General features: G+C 69.3%; 12 protein-coding genes. All 12 read left to right on the forward strand.

The annotated features are described in order from the left end of the window. Nucleotides 1-59: 59 nt before the first annotated feature. Nucleotides 60-1133, forward strand: coding sequence for a glycoside hydrolase family protein (locus tag GQ464_RS05040; RefSeq protein WP_166979961.1), 1074 nt, complete (start codon nt 60-62; stop codon nt 1131-1133). Next, nucleotides 1130-2299, forward strand: coding sequence for an acyltransferase family protein (locus GQ464_RS05045; RefSeq protein WP_166979963.1), 1170 nt, complete (start codon nt 1130-1132; stop codon nt 2297-2299). The genes GQ464_RS05040 and GQ464_RS05045 overlap by 4 nt, the downstream gene beginning before the upstream one ends. A gap of 5 nt (nt 2300-2304) precedes the next feature. After that, complete coding sequence (locus GQ464_RS05050; protein WP_166979965.1) at nt 2305-3444, forward strand: glycoside hydrolase family 18 protein; 1140 nt, start codon at nt 2305-2307, stop codon at nt 3442-3444. A 414-nt stretch (nt 3445-3858) separates the two neighbouring features. Beyond that, nucleotides 3859-4458 (forward strand): TetR/AcrR family transcriptional regulator, encoded by a 600-nt coding sequence (locus GQ464_RS05055; RefSeq protein WP_166979967.1) that lies wholly within the window; start codon nt 3859-3861, stop codon nt 4456-4458. Next, a complete protein-coding gene (locus GQ464_RS05060) occupies nt 4455-5708 on the forward strand; it encodes a TolC family protein (protein WP_166979969.1) in 1254 nt (417 codons plus the stop codon). The genes GQ464_RS05055 and GQ464_RS05060 overlap by 4 nt, the downstream gene beginning before the upstream one ends. Continuing rightward, nucleotides 5705-6625, forward strand: coding sequence for an HlyD family secretion protein (locus GQ464_RS05065; protein WP_166979971.1), 921 nt, complete (start codon nt 5705-5707; stop codon nt 6623-6625). Before GQ464_RS05060 ends, GQ464_RS05065 begins: the two co-directional genes overlap by 4 nt. Nucleotides 6626-6630: 5 nt before the next feature. Next, nucleotides 6631-7560, forward strand: a complete 930-nt coding sequence (locus GQ464_RS05070; RefSeq protein WP_166979973.1) for an ABC transporter ATP-binding protein — start codon at nt 6631-6633, stop codon at nt 7558-7560. Continuing rightward, on the forward strand, nt 7547-8302 hold the full coding sequence (locus GQ464_RS05075; RefSeq protein ID WP_166979975.1) for an ABC transporter ATP-binding protein: 756 nt from the start codon (nt 7547-7549) through the stop codon (nt 8300-8302). The genes GQ464_RS05070 and GQ464_RS05075 overlap by 14 nt, the downstream gene beginning before the upstream one ends. Continuing rightward, a complete protein-coding gene (locus tag GQ464_RS05080; RefSeq protein ID WP_166979977.1) occupies nt 8299-9405 on the forward strand; it encodes an ABC transporter permease in 1107 nt (368 codons plus the stop codon). Before GQ464_RS05075 ends, GQ464_RS05080 begins: the two co-directional genes overlap by 4 nt. A 4-nt stretch (nt 9406-9409) precedes the next feature. Then, nucleotides 9410-10534, forward strand: coding sequence for an ABC transporter permease (locus GQ464_RS05085; protein WP_166979981.1), 1125 nt, complete (start codon nt 9410-9412; stop codon nt 10532-10534). A gap of 481 nt (nt 10535-11015) precedes the next feature. Beyond that, the gene (locus tag GQ464_RS05090; RefSeq protein WP_166979984.1) at nt 11016-13739 is read left to right on the forward strand and encodes a PAS domain S-box protein; all 2724 of its coding nucleotides are present in this window, start codon (nt 11016-11018) and stop codon (nt 13737-13739) included. Then, nucleotides 13729-14196: a response regulator gene (locus GQ464_RS05095; RefSeq protein WP_166980005.1), complete on the forward strand. Its 468-nt coding sequence runs from the start codon at nt 13729-13731 to the stop codon at nt 14194-14196. The genes GQ464_RS05090 and GQ464_RS05095 overlap by 11 nt, the downstream gene beginning before the upstream one ends. Nucleotides 14197-14397: the final 201 nt, after the last annotated feature.

The raw sequence follows: 14397 nt of genomic DNA on the forward strand, positions 1-14397 counted from the left end.
TCGTGCCTGACGCCCCGGGCCCCATCTTCAATTTGCAATCTGCAACCCGAAACCCTCTCATGAACCGCAAGGACTTCCTCCGCCTGATGGCCGCCGGCGCGATGAGCCTGGCGGCGGGCCGCGTGCCCGCGCCGGGACCGCGCCCTCGCGCCGAGCGCAAGCACTTCGCCTGGCTCCGCGGCGACTTCTCGACGATGGAGCCGTGGAAGCCGAAGTTCGCCCGGTGGAAGGCGGCCGGCATCGACGCCCTCCTCCCCAACGTGAGCGAGCCCGACGTGCTGGCCCGCGTGGCCGAGGCCGCCGCCGCCGAGGGGCTGGAGACGCACGCCTGGATCGTGACGATGATGCGGGGCGGCATGGAGGAGGCGCACCCCGAGTGGTACGCCGTCAACCGGCTGGGGCAGTCCACCGCCACCGATCCGCCGTACGTCCCCTACTACAAGTTCCTCTGCCCGAACCGGGAGCCCGTGCGCGCCCACCTGGCCGACCACTACGGCCGCATGGGCGAGGTGCCCGGCGTCGCCAGCCTCCACCTCGACTACATCCGCTTCCCCGACGTCATCCTCCCCGTGGCACTCTGGGACACATACGGGCTGGTGCAGGACAAAGAGTATCCGGCCTTCGACTACTGCTACTGCGACGTCTGCCGGGCGAAGTTCAAGGCGCAGACGGGCCTCGACCCGCTCGACCTCGACGACCCGCCGTCGAACGAGGCCTGGGTCCGCTTCCGGTACGACAGCATCACCGAGGTCGTCACGATGCTGGCGGACGTGGCGCACGCGAAAGACCGGGCCCTCTCGGCGGCCGTCTTCCCCACCCCGGCCATTGCCCGGCGGCTGGTGCGGCAGGACTGGCCTCGCTGGCCGCTCGACGCCGTCCACCCGATGATCTACCACAGCTTCTACAACGAGCCGGTGTCGTGGATCGAGCAGGCCACCCGCGAGGGTGTCGCGGCGCTGGGCGGCCGCATCCCGCTCTATGCCGGCCTCTACGTGCCGGAGCTCTCCCCCGCCGAGCTGGCCGAGGCGGCCCGCGGGGCGCTGGCCGGCGGCGCCGACGGCATCACCCTGTTCGAAGCGCAACACCCCACCGAAGCCCACTGGCAGCAACTGGCCCCCGTCCTCGCGTCATGACCTCGCCCACCGCCACCGCACCGGCCACCCCCGTGGCCTCGCCCGACGCCGCCCCCCTCCTCGCCCGCCGCTACGACGCCCTCGACGTCTTCCGCGGGCTGACCATCGCCGGGATGATCCTGGTCAACACCCCCGGCAGCTGGGCGCACGTCTACGCGCCGCTGCGCCATGCCGCCTGGCACGGCGCCACGCCCACCGATCTCATCTTCCCCTTCTTCCTGTTCATCGTCGGGGTGGCGATGTGGTTCTCGTTCTCGAAGTTCGAGCATCGCCCCTCGCCGGCCGTGCTGAAGAAGATCGCGCGGCGGGTGGTGCTCATCTTCGCCGTGGGGCTGCTGATCCTCAACGCCCACCCCTACGTGCGCGACTACGGCACCCTCCGCATCATGGGGGTCCTCCAGCGCATCGCCCTGGCCTACGGACTGGCGTCGCTCCTCTGCCTCTACCTCCGCCCGAAGGCGCTGCTGGCCACCTCGGCGGGCCTGCTGCTCGGCTACTGGGCCCTGCTGTGGGCCGGCGGCGGCCCCGACCCCTACGCCCTCGAAACCAACCTGGCCCGGCAGATCGACCTGTTCATCTTCGGGGCGGACCACCTGTACCAGGGCTTCGGCGTGCCCTTCGACCCGGAAGGGCTGCTCGCCACGATCCCGGCCGCGGTGACGGTGGTCCTGGGCTACCTGGCCGGCCGCACGCTCCGCGCCACGGCCCCCCTCGAAAAGGCGCTCCTCCACCTGTTCCTGGCCGGGACGGCCCTCCTGCTGGCGGGGGTCGTGTGGAACCCGCTCTTTCCCATCAACAAGCCGCTGTGGACCAGCTCGTACGTGCTCTACACCGGCGGCATCGCCATGATCGGCCTGGCATGGGCGGTCTGGCTGATCGACGTGAAGGGGTGGCGCCGGTGGGCCGAGCCGTTCCGGTGGATGGGGCTCAACCCGCTGTTCCTCTACGTCCTCTCGGGCCTCTGGGTGCTGGCACTCATCCGCTGGGTGCGCCTGCCCGCCGGCGACGGCACGACGATGAACGGCTATGCCTGGCTCTACCAGAAGGTGTTCGCCCCCCTGGCCGGCCCGCTGAACGGCTCCCTCCTGTTCGCCCTCGCGCACGTGGCCGTCTTCATGCTCCTGGGCTGGCTCCTCTACCGGCGGCGGCTCTTCATCAAGCTGTGACGCCGATGCGACCGATCCGCTCCCTGCTCCCGCTCCTGCTCCTCCTGCCGCTGGCGGCGTGCGAGGAGGCCCCGCCGCCCGAACCCGCCGCCCCGGCGTACCGGCTCGGGGGCTACCTCCACGGCCCCCGCGGCGTGCAGCTCGACGACGAGGCCGCGGCCCGCCTCACCCACGTCAACTACGCCTTCGCCAACGTGCGTGACGACGCGGTGGTGCTCGAACACCCCGAGGACCCGGCCCGCCTCGCCGCCCTGACGGCCCTCCGCGACCGCCATCCCCACCTCCGGATCCTCCTCTCCGTGGGCGGATGGACGTGGTCCGAACACTTCTCCGACGCCGCCCTCACCGAGGAATCCCGCCAGACGTTCGCCCGAAGCGCCGTGGCCCTCGTGACCCGGCACCGCCTCGACGGGCTCGACATCGACTGGGAATACCCGGGGCAGCCCGGCGAGGACAACGTGTACCGCCCCGAAGACCGGGAAAACTTCACCCTGCTGCTCCAGACCCTCCGCGAGCACCTCGACGCGCAGGCCCGGCAGGACGGCCGCCCCGCCGACCGGCCGTACGAGCTGACCATCGCCGCGGCCGCCGGGGAGACCTACCTCGAACACACCGACATGCGGGCGGCCGCCGCCTACCTCGACTTCGTCAACCTGATGACGTACGACTTCCACGGCCCCTGGACGGCCCGCACGGGCCACCACACGAACCTGTACCCGCCCGCAGACACCGAGGCGCCGTCCGGGGCGGCCGCGGTGGAGGCCATGATCCGGGCCGGTGTCCCCGCCGACAAGATCGTGCTCGGGGCGGCCTTCTACGGGCGCGGTTGGCGGGGCGTCCGTCCCGAACGCAACGGCCTGCACCAGCCCTACGACGGGCCGTCCGAGAGCTACCCGTATCACGTCCTCGCCGCCGGGTACATCGACCGGAACGGGTTCGTCCGCCACTGGGACGAGGCCGCCCGCGCCCCCTACCTCTGGCACCCGGACTCGCTCGTGTTCATCTCGTACGAGGACGAGGCCTCCCTCCGCGAGAAAGCCGCGTACGTGCACGCCCACGGGCTGGGCGGCGTCATGTACTGGGAGCACCACGGCGACGCCGATGGGCGCCTGCTGAAGGCGCTCCACGAGGCCCTCCAGCCCTGATCGACATCCGGCGGGCAGAAAGCGCGCACCCGTAAAGGGTGCGGCTACGAGGACCATGTAGCCGCGGGCTTTAGCCCGGGCCTCTCCCATCGTCGGCAGAGGCGCACCCGTGAAGGGTGCGGCTACAGTAGCCGCGGGCTTTAGCCCGGGCCTCTCCCATCGTCGGCAGGAGCGCACCCGTAAAGGGTGCGGCTACGAGGACCATGTAGCCGCGGGCTTCAGGCCGGGTCCATGGACCATCCACCCGCTGGCAAGGGCGAAGCCGTGAAGGGTGTGGTCATGGTAGTTTGGTGCTTCCCGTAACCGAAGACAATAGCATGCTCAGACCCCACGAAAAAAAAATCAACCAAACAGTTGAACCAACTGATCAATTTAATTATCTTGTCGATGCCTTCTCACGAACCCAGCCCTCGCATGGCACAGGACACCGAACAGAAGATCTTCGAAGCGGCGCGGGCCATCTTTCACGAGCGCGGCTATCACGGGGCGCGCATGCAGGAGATCGCGCGGCGGGCCGGCATCAACCAGTCGATGCTGCACTATTATTTCCGCACCAAGGACAGCCTCTTCGAAGCCGTATTCCAGGCCACGGCCAGAGAGGTGCTGGGGCCCGTGATGGCCGTGCTCCGGGAGGACCTCCCCTTCCCGGAGAAGCTCGACCGGTTCGTGGAGACGTACCTCCGGCAGATCGCCGCGCACCCGCATGCCCCGGCGTTCATCCTTCAGGAGCTGAACCACCACCCGGACCGGCTGAAGGCCTTCGCCGCGCGGTTGGGGACGGGGCTGTTCGAGCGCTGGGCCGCCGACGTGGAGGCGGCCGTGGCCCGGGGGGAGATCCGCCCCGTCGCCCCGGCGCACCTGCTCGCCGACATGCTCGCCCTGTGCGCCTTCCCGTTCATCGCCCGGCCCATGCTTCAGGCCGTCACCGGCTTCGACGACGACGCCTACCGCGCCTTCCTGGCCGGGCGCAAAGACGACGTGCTTCGTTTCCTCCACCAGGCCCTGGCTCCATGACGCTCCTCCTTCTCCTCGTGCTCATCGCCGCGCCGCCAGACACGCTGCGGCTCGAGGACGCCTACCGCGAGGCGGCGGCGCACCACCCGCGGCAGGCCGAACTGCCCCTCCATGCGGCCCTGGCCGACCTGCGCGTGCACAACCTGAACACCCGCTTCCTCCCCGACCTGGCGCTCCGGGGGCAGGCTACCTACCAGTCGGACGTCCCCTCCATCCCCCTCGCCGCGCCCGGCTTCGCCCCGCCGGAGGTCAGCAAGGACCAGTACCGCGTCGCCCTCGGCGTCGAACAGCTCGTCTACGACGGCGGGCTGACGGCTGTGCAGCGGGCGCTCGAATACGTTCAGCGGGACCTGGCCCGGCAGGAGGTGGTTGTGGACGTATACCGCCTCCGCGACCAGGTCAACGCCGCCTTCTTCGGCGTGCTGGTGCAGGAGGCGCACGCGGCCTCGCTGGCCGTGCTGGCCGAGGACCTGCGGGCGCGGCGCGACCGGCTGGCCGCGCAGGTGGAGGCCGGGGTGGGCACGCCGGCCAACGTGGACGTGCTGACCGTCGAGCTCCTGCGGGTCGAACAGCAGCGGGCCGAGGCGGCGGCCCGGCGGCGAGCGGCGCTGGACGTGCTCGGCACCCTGCTCGGCCGCCCGCTCCCCGACGACGTGGTTCTCACGCCGCCGTCGCTGCCGGAAGCCGCCCTCGTGCCGGAAGCGCGCAGGCGCCCCGAGTACCGCGCCTTCGACCTGCGGCGCACCCTCCTGGCGGAGCAGGCGCGGCTGGCCGGGCGGCAGACCCGCCCCCGCGTGTCGGCCTTCGCCGAGGCGGCCTACGGGCGGCCCCCGGGCAACGACCTCTTCGAGAACACCTTCCAGCCCTTCTATTCGCTGGGCGTGCGGATGCAGTGGGGCTTCTGGGACTGGCGCCGCAGCCACCGTGAGCGCGAGGCGCTGTCGCTCCAGCAGCAGCTCGTCGCCGCGCAGGAGGCTGCCTTCACCCGCCAGCTCGACGTCGCCGCCACGGAGCAGCGGCACGAGGTCGCCCGCCTCGAAGAGCTGCTCGCCCGCGACGACGAGATCATCGCCCTCCGGGCCCGTATCACCGCCGAGGCGGCCTCGCGCCTGGAGAACGGCGTCATCACCGCCACCGACTTCCTCATCGAACGCAACGCCGAACACCGGGCCCGCCTCACCCGCGACCTCCACGCGCTCCAGCTCCTGCAGGCCCGCGTCCAGTACCTGACCATCCTCGGTGCCCTATGAAACGTCCTCGTCTTGCTGCCGCCCGTGCGGCCCTGCTCCTGCTCACCCTCGTCGGCGGGCTCGCCGCCTGCAACGGCAACGACCACCTGTCCGACGCCTACGGCAACTTCGAAGCCCCCGAGGTCGTCGTCTCGGCCGAGGTGTCGGGGCGGCTCATGCGCTTCGACGTGGCAGAGGGGCAGCGCCTGGCCGCCGGCGCCGTGGTGGGGCTGGTGGACACCACCCAGCTGGCCCTGCAGCGGGCGCAGCTCCGGGCCCAGCGCGAGGCCGTCCGGAGCCGCCTGCGGGGCGTCCGCGCCCAGATCGACGTGCTCGAAGCCCAGCAGCGGGTGGCCCTCACCGAGAAGGCCCGCCTCGAACGGCTCCTGGCCCGCGACGCCGCCCCCCGCAAGCAGTACGACGACGTGCTCGGGCAGCTCGACGTGCTCGAAGCCCAGATCGCGTCCGTCCGCACCCAGACGGCCACCATCGAGGCCGAGGTCGCCGCGCTCGACGTGCAGCTCGACCAGGTGGCCGACCGGCTGGCGCGGAGCCGCATCGTCAACCCCGTCGCCGGAACCGTGCTGGTCGCCTACGCCGAAGCCCACGAGCTGGCGGCTGCCGGCCGGCCCCTCTACAAGGTTGCCGACCTCGACACGATGGAGCTGCGGGCCTACGTCAGCGGGGCACAGCTCCCCCACCTGCGGCTGGGCCAGCGCGTCACCGTGCTCATCGACGACGGCCCCACCGCCAACCGGGCCCTCGAAGGCGAGGTGACGTGGATCGCCTCTGAGGCCGAGTTCACCCCCAAGCTCATCCAGACCAAAGAGGAGCGGGTGAACCTGGTCTACGCCTTCCTCGTGCGCGTGCCCAACCCCGACGGCGCCCTCAAGATCGGCATGCCCGGCGAGGTCCGTTTCACCGCCCCCACGCCCTGACGCCCATGGATGCCGTCGTCGTCAAGGAGATCGCCCGGAGCTTCGGCGCCGTAAAGGCCGTTGACGGCGTGTCGTTCTCCGTGCGGGAGGGCGAGCTGTTCGGCCTCATCGGCCCTGACGGGGCGGGTAAGACTACCCTCTTCCGCCTCCTGGTGACGCTCCTCCTCCCCGACGCCGGCGAAGCCTACGTCGACGGCCTCCATGTGGTGCGAGACTACCGGCGGCTGCGGCCCCGCCTCGGCTACATGCCCGGGCGCTTCTCCCTCTACCCGGACCTCAGCGTAGAGGAGAACCTCCGCTTCTTCGCCTCCGTCTTCGGCACCACCGTCGAGGCCAACTACGACCTCGTGAAGGGCATCTACGGGGCGCTCGAGCCGTTCCGGGACCGACCCGCCGGCAAGCTCTCGGGCGGGATGAAGCAGAAGCTCGCCCTTTCGTGCGCCCTCATCCACCGGCCCCGCGTGCTCTTCCTCGACGAGCCCACCACCGGCGTCGACGCCGTCTCGCGGCAGGAGTTCTGGGAGATGCTCGCCCGCCTGAAGGCCTCGGGCCTCACCATCGTCGTCTCCACCCCCTACATGGACGAGGCCCGCCGGTGCGACCGCGTGGCGCTGATGCAGGCCGGCCGGCTGCTTACCGTCGAGACCCCCACCCGCATCGAGGCGATGTATGACCGTCCCCTCTTCGCCGTGCGCGGGAAGAACCGGTACCGCCTCCTGCAGGCTCTCCGCGCCTACCCCCACGTGCACACCGCCTATGCCTTCGGAGACGTCCTCCACTACACCGACGCCCGCCCCACGGCCGACCCCGAGGCGCTCCGCCGCGACCTCGCCGCCGCCGGCTTCCCCGACGCCGAGGTGACCCCCATCCGGGCCACCATCGAAGACGTGTTCATGGCACTCATGCAGACGGAGGAGGCCCATGGCGATCATTGAGGTCCACCGGCTCACCCGCGCCTTCGGCGACTTCGTGGCGGTGAAAGAGGTTACCTTCACCGTCGAGCGCGGCGAGATCTTCGGCTTCCTGGGGGCCAACGGCGCCGGCAAGACGACGTGCATCCGCATGCTCACCGGCCTGCTGGCGCCCACCTCCGGCGAGGCCCGCGTCGCCGGGTTCGACGTGTACACGCAGGCCGAGCAGATCAAGCGCCACATCGGCTACATGAGCCAGCGCTTCTCCCTCTACGAGGACCTCACCGTCCGCGAGAATATCCGCTTCTACGGCGGCATCTACGGCCTCCCCCCGCGCGTCCTCCGGGAGAAGACGGCGGCCCTCATCGAGCGGCTTGGCCTCACCCACGTCCGCGACGAGCGCATCGGCGCCCTCCCGCTCGGGTGGCGGCAGAAGCTGGCCTTCTCCGTCGCCATCCTCCACGCCCCCCGCATCGTCTTCCTCGACGAGCCCACCGGGGGGGTGGACCCCGTCACCCGCCGGCAGTTCTGGGACCTGATCTACGAGGCCGCCGACCGGGGCGTGACCGTCTTCGTCACCACCCACTACATGGACGAGGCCGAGTACTGCGACCGGGTGAGCATCATGGTCGACGGCCGCCTCGAGGCGCTGGGGCCGCCGGCCGAGCTCAAACGCCGCTACGGCGCCGCGACGATGAACGACGTCTTCCTGAAGCTGGCGCGTGGCGTGCCGGCTGGCCACGAAACCACGGGAGGGACACCATGAGCGCGTTCCGGGGGTTCGTCGTCAAAGAGTTCTACCACATCCTCCGCGACCGGCGGACGCTGCTGATCCTCTTCGGCATGCCGGTGATCCAGCTCGTGCTCTTCGGCTTCGCCATCCGGAACGAGGTCAACGACGTGCGTGTGGTGATCGTGGACCCGGCCGGGGACCACGTCACGCAGGCCCTCACGAGCCGGCTCCTGGCCTCCCCCTACTTCGAGGGCGTGGAGTACCGGACACACGCCGAGGGCCTCGAACGGGTGTTCCAGCAGGGGCAGGCCAAAGAGGTGATCCTGTTCGAGCCCCGCTTCGCGCACCGGCTGGCGCACGACGGCGTGGCGCGTGTGCAGGTACTCACCGATGCCACCGACCCCAACACGGCCAACACCATCCTGGCCTACACCACCGCCCTCCTGCAGGCGGCAGGCCAATCCCTGGCCGCGGCCCCGCCCCCCGGCCTCCGCATCGTGCCCGAGGTGCGGATGCGGTACAACCCGACGCTGAAGAGCGTCTACCTGTTCGTCCCCGGCCTCGTGGCGCTCATCCTGATGCTCGTCTGCGCCCTCATGACGTCCATCACCATCACGCGTGAGAAGGAGACCGGGACGATGGAGGTGCTGCTCGTCTCGCCGCTGCGGCCGGGGCAGATCATCGTGGGCAAGGTGCTCCCCTACCTGTTCCTCTCGCTGGCCATCGTGAGCGTCATCCTGGTGCTGGCCCGGACGGTCTTCGGCGTGCCCCTGCGCGGGAGCGCGGTGCTCCTCGTGCTCGAATGCCTCCTCTTCATCGCCTGCGCCCTCTCGCTCGGCATCCTGATCTCCACCCGCACCCGCACCCAGCAGACGGCCATGATGATCTCGCTGGCCGGGTTGCTCCTGCCCACCGTGATCCTCTCCGGCTTCATCTTCCCCCTCGACAGCATGCCCCCCCTGCTCCAGGGCGTCAGCCACCTCGTCCCGGCCAAGTGGTTCCTCCTCATCGTCCGGGGCATCATGATCAAGGGGGTGGGGATGGCCGAGCTCTGGCAGGAGACCCTCATCCTGGCCGGCATGACCGCCTTCTTCCTCGTCGCCAGCGTCCGCAACTTCAGCGTCCGCCTGGACTGATCCCATGCGCACCATCCTGTTCATCTTGCAGAAGGAGTTCCTGCAGATCTTCCGCAACCGGGCGATGCTGCCGATCCTGTTCGTGATGCCGATCATCCAGCTGCTGGTGCTGTCGCTCGCGGCCACGTTCGAGGTGAAGAACACGCCGGTGAGCCTGATCGACCTGGACGGCAGCCCGACGGCGCGGCGGCTGGTGGCCCGCTTCGAGGCCAGCGGCTACTTCACCGTGGTGCACCGCACGTACGACCCGGCCGCGGCTGACGAGGCCATGCAGCGCGGCGACGTGCGCATGATCCTTCAGATCCCCGCCGGTTTCGAACGCGACCTCCGCCGCGACGGCGCCGCCCCCGTGCAGCTCATCCTCGACGCGCAGGACGGCGCCACGGCGGGCGTCGTGCAGGCCTACGCCAACCGTATCCTCGGCGACTACACGCGCGACCTGCAGGTGACTTTCGCCGCGACGCCTCCCGACCCCCGGGCCCACCCCGTGCTCGACGTGGTCTTCTCCCACTGGTACAACCCCGAGCTGAACTACCACTACTTCATGGTCCCCGGCATCCTGGTGCTGCTCGTGACCATGATCGGCACGTTCCTCTCCGCCATGAACGTGGTGCGGGAGAAAGAGCTCGGCACCATCGAGCAGCTCAACGTGACGCCCCTGCGCAAGCGCGACTTCATCGTCGGCAAGCTGCTGCCGTTCTGGATCCTGGCGCTCGTAGAGCTGAGCGCCGGGCTGGTGGTGGCCCGCCTCGTCTTCCACGTGCCCATGCTCGGCAACCTGGCGCTCGTCTACGCGCTGACGGGCGTCTACCTGGTGGGCATGCTGGGCCTGGGCCTGTGGATCTCGACGTTCACCGAGACGCAGCAGCAGGCCATGTTCCTCGCGTGGTTCCTGATGGTCGTCTTCATCCTGATGAGCGGCCTCTTCACCCCCATCGAGAGCATGCCGGGCTGGGCCCAGAAGCTGACCCTGCTCAACCCCATCGCCTACTTCATCGAGATCATGCGGCGGGTGCTGCTCAAGGGGGCGGGCTTCGCCGACGTGCAGCCGCAGTTCTGGGCGCTGGTGGCCTTCGCCGTCACCAGCGTGACGCTGGCCGTGCGCCAGTACCGGAAGGTGAGCACCTGAGGGATGGGCCCCTCGATCCCCCGCCGTTCAGCGGAGCCGATTTTTGGACTTTGCGTCCATCAAGCCGTTCGTGTATATTCCACGGAACGATTCGAAACCCCTTCTCTTCATCGCGCGCAAGGGCCTTTGTTTCTGAAGTGAGTTAGCAACAACCGACCCTCTGCGACCTGTGTACAGTCCGGGCCGGCGGGATGCGCGTGTGTACCCGCCCGGCCCTGTACCTGTGGCCGGACTGGTACGAGGCCCCGCAAAACGGTGGCGCCTTTGCCTCCCGGTGGAAAAACCCTGGCCGGCTTTTCTCACGAGAAAGGGCGCTTCCGCCGTCCAAAAGATCGGTGTCGCCCCCCCGGCTTCCGGTGCTCCGCCGTGACGGGCCGTCATGCCCCGGCCATCGTTCAGGTTTCTGTCTCCCTTCGCTGAAGGCAAACCGTTCCCGGACCGGCCATGCCGCCTGTTCCGGAAGGATTGTCCCGTTGATCCGATGTGTGCCGTTCCCGCCTCTTCCGTCGATGGTCCCGTCTGGTGCCTGTTGCTCGACCAGGCCGGCCGGGTGTGCCATGCGGACCCGGCGATTGCGGGACTATCGGATCCGGCAAGGTGGCACGGCCTGCCTCTGGAGGATCTGTTTCACCCGGACGACCGGGAAGCTATCCGGACGGCGTTACGGCAGGCACTCGACCGGGCGGAGGCGCCTGCTTCCCTCACCGGCCGTCTCCACCACGGAGCGGCAACGTGGCAAAGCGTCACGGTATGGCTGCACGTGCTCTCCGGCGCGTCCGCATCGGACCGGCGCGTGCTCGTCCGGCTGGCCCCCGAGGCCCCCGCCCCGGTCGAAGCCTACGACCTTTTCTTCGAGAACAACCCGCTTCCGATGTGGATCTACGACCTCGAGACGCTGGCTTTCCTCGAGGTCAACCACGCAGCCCGGCTGCAATACGGCTACACCCGGGAAGAATTCCTCCGCCTGCGCCTGCCCGACATCCGCCCGGAGGAGGACGTGCCGGCGCTGATGGAGAACCTGGCCCAGTCGCGGCCGGCCCTGGAGCAGAGCGGCCCCTGGCGGCATCGCCTGCACGACGGCTCGCTCATCGAAGTGGACATCACCTCCCACCTGATCGAGTACCGGGGGCGCCCGGCGGCCCTCGTAGTGGCCCGCGACGTCACCGGGCAGGTGAGCCTGGCCCGGCGCCTCCGCGAGAGCGAGGCCCGCTTCCGCAACACCTTCGAGCAGGCGGCCGTCGGCATCGCCCATGTGGACCTCGACGGGCGCTTCCTGCGCATCAACCGGCGCTACGGCGAGATCGTCGGCTACCGCGTCGACGAGATGCAACACCTGACTTTTCAGGAAATCACGCACCCGGACGACCTGGAAGCCGACCTGGCCCTCGTCCGGCAGTTGCTGGCAGGTGAGATTCCCCGCTACAGCCTGGAAAAACGCTACATTCACCGCCAGGGCCATCCCGTGTGGGTCCGGCTGACCGTGTCGCTGGTGCGCACGGAGACCGGCGCCCCCGACTACTTCATCGCCGTGGTGGAAGACATCACGGCCCGCAAGGCCGCCGAGCAGGCCCTGCGCGAGAGCGAAAGCAAGGCCCGGGCGGTGCTCGACACCACGGCCGACGGCATCATCACGATCGACGAGCAGGGCATCATCCGGTCGTTCAACCGGGCGGCCGAACGCCTCTTCGGATACCGGGCCGGCGAAGTCATCGGCCGGAAGATCAACCTCCTGATGCCCTCGCCCTACCGGGAAGAGCATGACGGCTACCTGAACCGCTATCTGACCACGAACCAGCCCCACATCATTGGCCGGGGCCGCGACGTCGAGGGGCAGCGCAAGGACGGATCCGTTTTCCCGATGTACCTCTCCGTGAGCGAGGTGCGGCTGGGGGAAGAGCGCCTCTTCACCGGGATCGTCCACGACCTGAGCGAACGGGTGGCCGTCGAGGCGGAGCTCCGCAAGCGGGCCCGGCAGCAGGAGGCCGTCGCCCGGCTGGGCCTGGCGGCCTGGTCGCTCCGGGGAAACCTGAGCGCCCTCTTCGACCGCGTCGTCCACACCCTGGTCGAGGTGCTCGAAGCCGACCTGTGCAAGGTGCTGGAGCGGATGCCGGACCGGGAGGCCCTGCGCCTGGTGGCCGGTGCCGGCTGGAAAGAAGGGCTCGTGGGCAACGCCATGGAAGCGGCGGGGACCGGCTCCCCCGCCGGGTATGCGCTGGAACGTGGTGAGCCGGTTCTGATCGAGGACCTGCGGGCCGAGACCCGTTTCCAGGCACCGCCCCTGCTCCTCGATCACGGCGTCGTCAGCGGCATCAGCGCCGTCATCCAGGGCGAAGGAGGGCCCTATGGCGTGCTGGGGGTCTATACCCGCCGGCACCGGTCCTTCGGCACCGACGACGTCCACTTCGTGCAGGCCGTGGCCAACCTGCTGAGGGAGGCGATACAGCGAGACCGTTACACCGGGCTGCTGGAGCAACGGGTGCGCGAGCGAACGGCCCAGCTGGAGGCTACCAACCGCGAGCTGGAGTCCTTCACCTATTCCGTCTCGCACGACCTGCGGGCCCCTCTGCGCTCGATGGACGGCTTCTCGCGGGTGCTGCTCGAACGCTACCGGGAAGCCCTGCCCGAGGAAGCCCGGCGCTACCTGGAGCGCATCCGCGCCAACGCCACCCGCATGGGCCAGCTCATCGACGACCTGCTCCGCTTCTCCCGCCTCGGCCGCCAGCCGCTCGAACGGCGCCGCGTCGACCCCGCGTCGCTGGTCCGCGACGTCTGGCACGAACTGCGCCCCCTCGCCGGGGACCGCAACGTCGTGTTCCGGGTCGGCCACCTGCCCCCTTGCCAGGCCGACCCCCGCCTGCTTCGCCAGGTCTTCGCCAACCTGCTCGAGAACGCCCTCAAGTTCACCCGCAACCGGGAGGCGGCCCACATCGAGGTCGGCGCCGGCCTCCGGGACGGCACGCCGGTCTACTACGTCCGGGACAATGGCGCCGGCTTCGACATGACCTACGCCTCCAAGCTCTTCGGCGTCTTCCAGCGGCTGCACCGCCAGGAAGAGTACGAGGGCACGGGGGTGGGCCTGGCCATCGTGCAGCGCATCGTGCACCGGCACGGCGGCCACGTCTGGGCCGAGGCCGCCCCGGACCAGGGCGCCACCTTCTACTTCACCTTGCCCGATCACACAGCCCGGAACGCCCATGACGGATAAGGCTATCGAGATCCTCCTCGTCGAGGACAACCCGGACGACATCGAACTGACGCTGCTGGCCCTGGAGGAATACCATGTCCTCAACCGGGTCCACGTCGTACGCGACGGCGCCGAAGCCCTCGACTTCATCTTCTGCCGCAACCGGTACGCCGACCGGGACTTCGCCAACAAGCCCCGCGTCGTCCTGCTCGATCTCAAGCTCCCGCTCGTCGACGGGCTGGAAGTGCTCAAAACCCTCAAACAAAACCCGACCACACGCCAGATCCCCGTCGTCGTCCTGACCTCCTCCAAGCAGGAAACCGACCTGGTCAGGAGCTATGAACTGGGCGTCAACAGCTACATCGTCAAGCCGGTCGACTTCGACCAGTTCAAAGAGGCCATGCGTACGATCGGCTACTACTGGCTCCTGCTGAACGAGTGCCCGGGCGATCTGTCCCCGCCTGGGCGGGGCGTTTAAGTTTCCCCCCCTCCTGAACCGATGAAACCAACAACGCCTTTCACTGCGCGGGCACACCCCGCCGTCAGGGCGTCGGTGCCGGCCGGATGGAAGCAAGAAACCGGAACCCTTGCTTCTTGATTCTGACACAACCGGCCCTCGGCCCGCGGAGTTCTTTCTCTTGCCGTGACCTCCGTTCCGGCCCTTTTCGGAACACACCCC

It is taken from the genome of Rhodocaloribacter litoris (genome assembly GCF_011682235.2).
Lineage (GTDB): Bacteria > Bacteroidota > Rhodothermia > Rhodothermales > ISCAR-4553 > Rhodocaloribacter > Rhodocaloribacter litoris.

What these genes read in the sequence shown, in the direction of transcription:
- GQ464_RS05040 (WP_166979961.1), top strand. Translation starts at nt 60, where the DNA reads ATGAACCGCAAGGACTTCCTCCGCCTGATGGCCGCCGGCGCGATGAGC.
- GQ464_RS05045 (WP_166979963.1), top strand. Translation starts at nt 1,130, where the DNA reads ATGACCTCGCCCACCGCCACCGCACCGGCCACCCCCGTGGCCTCGCCC.
- GQ464_RS05050 (WP_166979965.1), top strand. Translation starts at nt 2,305, where the DNA reads ATGCGACCGATCCGCTCCCTGCTCCCGCTCCTGCTCCTCCTGCCGCTG.
- GQ464_RS05055 (WP_166979967.1), top strand. Translation starts at nt 3,859, where the DNA reads ATGGCACAGGACACCGAACAGAAGATCTTCGAAGCGGCGCGGGCCATC.
- GQ464_RS05060 (WP_166979969.1), top strand. Translation starts at nt 4,455, where the DNA reads ATGACGCTCCTCCTTCTCCTCGTGCTCATCGCCGCGCCGCCAGACACG.
- GQ464_RS05065 (WP_166979971.1), top strand. Translation starts at nt 5,705, where the DNA reads ATGAAACGTCCTCGTCTTGCTGCCGCCCGTGCGGCCCTGCTCCTGCTC.
- GQ464_RS05070 (WP_166979973.1), top strand. Translation starts at nt 6,631, where the DNA reads ATGGATGCCGTCGTCGTCAAGGAGATCGCCCGGAGCTTCGGCGCCGTA.
- GQ464_RS05075 (WP_166979975.1), top strand. Translation starts at nt 7,547, where the DNA reads ATGGCGATCATTGAGGTCCACCGGCTCACCCGCGCCTTCGGCGACTTC.
- GQ464_RS05080 (WP_166979977.1), top strand. Translation starts at nt 8,299, where the DNA reads ATGAGCGCGTTCCGGGGGTTCGTCGTCAAAGAGTTCTACCACATCCTC.
- GQ464_RS05085 (WP_166979981.1), top strand. Translation starts at nt 9,410, where the DNA reads ATGCGCACCATCCTGTTCATCTTGCAGAAGGAGTTCCTGCAGATCTTC.
- GQ464_RS05090 (WP_166979984.1), top strand. Translation starts at nt 11,016, where the DNA reads ATGTGTGCCGTTCCCGCCTCTTCCGTCGATGGTCCCGTCTGGTGCCTG.
- GQ464_RS05095 (WP_166980005.1), top strand. Translation starts at nt 13,729, where the DNA reads ATGACGGATAAGGCTATCGAGATCCTCCTCGTCGAGGACAACCCGGAC.